The organism is Duganella sp. Root198D2 (assembly GCF_001428585.1).
Classification (GTDB): Bacteria; Pseudomonadota; Gammaproteobacteria; order Burkholderiales; family Burkholderiaceae_D; genus Rugamonas.
Genome location: NZ_LMIC01000039.1, coordinates 1 through 3,191, shown reverse-complemented (window position 1 = coordinate 3,191; position 3,191 = coordinate 1). Strand labels below are relative to the sequence as shown.

General features: G+C 52.7%; 3 protein-coding genes and 1 pseudogene. 3 read left to right on the top strand and 1 reads right to left on the bottom strand.

What is annotated here, in order from left to right:
* The first annotated feature begins 104 nt into the window (after positions 1 to 104).
* The 3 genes from ASE26_RS21835 (at position 105) to ASE26_RS21825 (ending at position 2,354) form a co-directional block, all read left to right on the top strand.
* A complete protein-coding gene (locus ASE26_RS21835) occupies positions 105 to 503 on the top strand; it encodes a hypothetical protein (RefSeq protein WP_057246940.1) in 399 nt (132 codons plus the stop codon).
* 454 nt (positions 504 to 957) lie between these two features.
* Positions 958 to 1,587, top strand: a complete 630-nt coding sequence (locus tag ASE26_RS30195) for a PAAR domain-containing protein (protein WP_229207243.1) — start codon at positions 958 to 960, stop codon at positions 1,585 to 1,587.
* Positions 1,584 to 2,354 (top strand): hypothetical protein, encoded by a 771-nt coding sequence (locus ASE26_RS21825; protein ID WP_057246939.1) that lies wholly within the window; start codon positions 1,584 to 1,586, stop codon positions 2,352 to 2,354. Before ASE26_RS30195 ends, ASE26_RS21825 begins: the two co-directional genes overlap by 4 nt.
* A gap of 400 nt (positions 2,355 to 2,754) precedes the next feature.
* Here the strand turns inward: ASE26_RS21825 and ASE26_RS31690 are convergent.
* A pseudogene (locus ASE26_RS31690) lies at positions 2,755 to 3,191 on the bottom strand (hypothetical protein); the annotation flags it as partial.

The following is a 3,191-nucleotide window of genomic DNA, read 5'->3' as shown; positions in this document are numbered from 1 at the left end:
CCCTGGAACTACGCCGATAAATTCTCCGGCGTTTAAACTCCGCTTCCCAGCGGTGTTGGGAACATCATCGGTTAAAGCAGCGTGGCGCTCAAGACGGCGCTGCTTTGACGCTTACGAATAAGGAACTCAATTCGGATCTGATGAAGCTAGGAGTTGAGGGATTTCTCAGCGCTGCCGATCGGGCAGTGCGCGCCCAGATTTTCATCGACCGCAGCAATGAGTTCCAATGCGCGATGACGCCGGAAGCATTGACACTGTACGTACAGGTGATATGCGGTATACCGACGGCAACTCTCACCAGCAACGCCGATCCGGGTGGACAAGGCATCCTGGGGATCATGAACAGCAAAAACGAATTGGTGCATTGGGTCTACCGCGACGGTGGAGGAAATGTGTATAACTGGGGGATGGTGATGAGCCCCCTCACATGGCCTACCGATAAAGCATGTGGATTGGGGAATAAAGCGCTCGACCAGGTAGGGTGCCACGTGTCGCTGGCCTGAGTGCATGACTGCGCCGTTGAACGCTGGGCGTGAATTTAATCTTTGGCGGTGCGGTGAATTTCGAAAAAAACTGGGATGTAAAGGGATTGCCTCGGACGTTTTGGGGGGCAAAAAAACCGCGAACTCACTGGGAGGATCGCGGCTCTTGGGACGTTCTGGAACATCCTGGAATTTCTTATTGGCGGAGCGGTGAGATTCGAACTCACGAACGGGATTAACCGTCGGCAGTTTTCAAGTCTCAGCACTTCTTCTGAAAGATCAGCATCTTAGCGCAAATTCGTTTCCGCGTGGGACCCAAAAATGCGCTACGTAACTCTTTGATTTTGGATACGTCGTGGCCGAGATGCGGAAATGATTTTATGCGATCAAGGCATGCAGCCGCTGGCCCCAAATGCGAAAGCTGTCGTGCGGTAGCTCAACAGTGCGACATCAAGAAATGGTCAGAAATACAATCTTGGATTCACTGATTCAAGGGTATTACATGGCTGGAGAAATAATTCGGCTTGGGGACACTACGAGCCACAATGGGACAGTCTTGGAAGGGTCGCAGACTGACATTTGCATGGGGAAGCCAATAGCCTACATTGGCCACAAGGTCCACTGCCCTAAATGCAAGGGCGATTTCCCGATCATTGAGGGTGTGCCAACCACGACATTCTTTGGCAAGGGCGTTGCGCTTGCTGGAATGAAAACTTCGTGCGGCGCAGTGCTTATCGCTAGCCAATTCACCGATACCGTCGAATGGGGCGGTCGGGCCTCATCCGGTTCTCCAAATGAAGCTTCGCCGGCATCAAAGCGGCCAAGTGATGAGACGGCGGCTGCTGGGCCAATTACCTCACTGGCTCCAGGGCAGCACCCAACGATTTCGCAGTCGGCCGAAGTCGCTGACGATGCCACGCTATATGACGAACAATTCCAACTCAAGGACGAAGATGACCTGATGTTGGCGGGCGTGCCTTACACCATCTTTCTGCCGTCAGGCCAGCGGATTCACGGGGTCACCGATGAGGAAGGGCGTACGGGACGCTACCGCACCGAAGGCGCGGAATATATCGAGGTTTGTTTAGGGCACATTGACTCATGAATCAGGTTATCGCGCGAGCACGTACCAACACCGCTGCAAATAGCGTTCATCAAGCGGTCGTCACGACGAAGTACACGAAGTCCCCGGACATGTCTGGATGGCTGAAGGTCCAATTGGAGTCATCGGGTCAAATGGCCTTCCTTCCGGAATTCGTGAAGGTCTCGGTGATCAAGGAGGGTAGTCGCACTCACTTTATAATTCTCGAAGGTGAGTACAAGCGGGAAACGGCAAGCCTCAAGAGCGAGAATGCAGCGAAATGTTTGGTTGCCGCGACTCGTGGCTCTGGCGCAAAGCTAGTCGCAAAGATGAAAGGGCGTGAACGTTTGTATTCGAAACCCCGGAATGACACGCATAACCAACTTGTTGGGACGCTTTCATTCAATGGCCAGACTTCAATGATCTCACTTGACTCGGATGTGAAGTTCTGGGAAACGGCACCAGGGCCTGGTTTCCACACATGGAAGCAATCAAAGCCTTTACCGAAGGGGACATACAAAATTTTAGCCCCGCAGCATGCGCACAACCCGGATAGTACCGAATTTTATGTGACATACCCTGGAGGCAATCCAGACCTTAAGTATCACACTGTGTGGTTTCCTATCGAGTACGCAGCGACAGCTAACAGTAATTTTGTCCACGTTGGAAATCTATCTGAGGGATGCGTCACCATATATGATCTGACCAAATGGAATGACGTATATCGCTATCTCATCTCAAATCGAAGCGATAAGGAAGGTAAGTATGTGGGCATCGTTACAATTGAATAAGGTAGTTGGGCTCCTGCTTTGTGCGGTTGCCACGTCTGTGAGCTGCTCTGCCCATGATGTCGCTGAAGACCCTCTGCTCGAATATCGGACGCGGGGAAATAGGCACGGCCTCTACGAGATCAGGGAAGCGGCGAAGGAATTCATCCGCCGCGAAAATTCAACGAGGAAGACTCAATGGGAAGTCGGTAATCCAGACATTCGGGTTGTAGTCTGGGAGTGTGCTGTTCCGCTGGTTGCCAACTGGCAGGCAACCGAGCCAGGCGAAGAACCACAAGTCGTCGTTAGCTGCACTAAGACTTTAAAGAACGCGCCAGTCAAGAACTGGCGCGTGAGAATTCCGGTCTATCGGCCCTGATCGACGTGCGTTTGTGCTTTGCGTATCGCGCTTGTGGCCCGGCTGCTATCTTGTTGGCTTAACAGCTTGGCCGACCCGGCGATAAACCCGATCAGTTATGTCACCTTCCGTATGCCCCAGTAGCTCGCTGGCAGCTTTGATGTCGGCGATCTCACTGGCGGATTTCGCGCGGATATCGCGGAACTGGAATTTTTTGATGCGCGCCGCCAGTGCCTTCTTCCCCATTTCAACTGCACGATCAGCTGCAGCATTTCGTGCTGTATCAAAGCGCAAGCGGAGGTTCCATTGCTTTAACGGATCACCAGATGGAAGTGTAACCAGGTGAGAGTCTGACTTGCGTCCAGGTTGTGCGAGGATGCGTTCGACTACCTTTGCCAGCTGAGATTCCGGACCTGTCAGGAATTTTGTGTGCCGGGGTCGCGGTTCGTAGTTAGTTAATCGCGTTGGTGAAGCGTTCCCCAAACAGAATGGCAAACTGGTTG

What these genes read in the sequence shown, in the direction of transcription:
- ASE26_RS21825 (WP_057246939.1), top strand. Translation starts at nt 1,584, where the DNA reads ATGAATCAGGTTATCGCGCGAGCACGTACCAACACCGCTGCAAATAGC.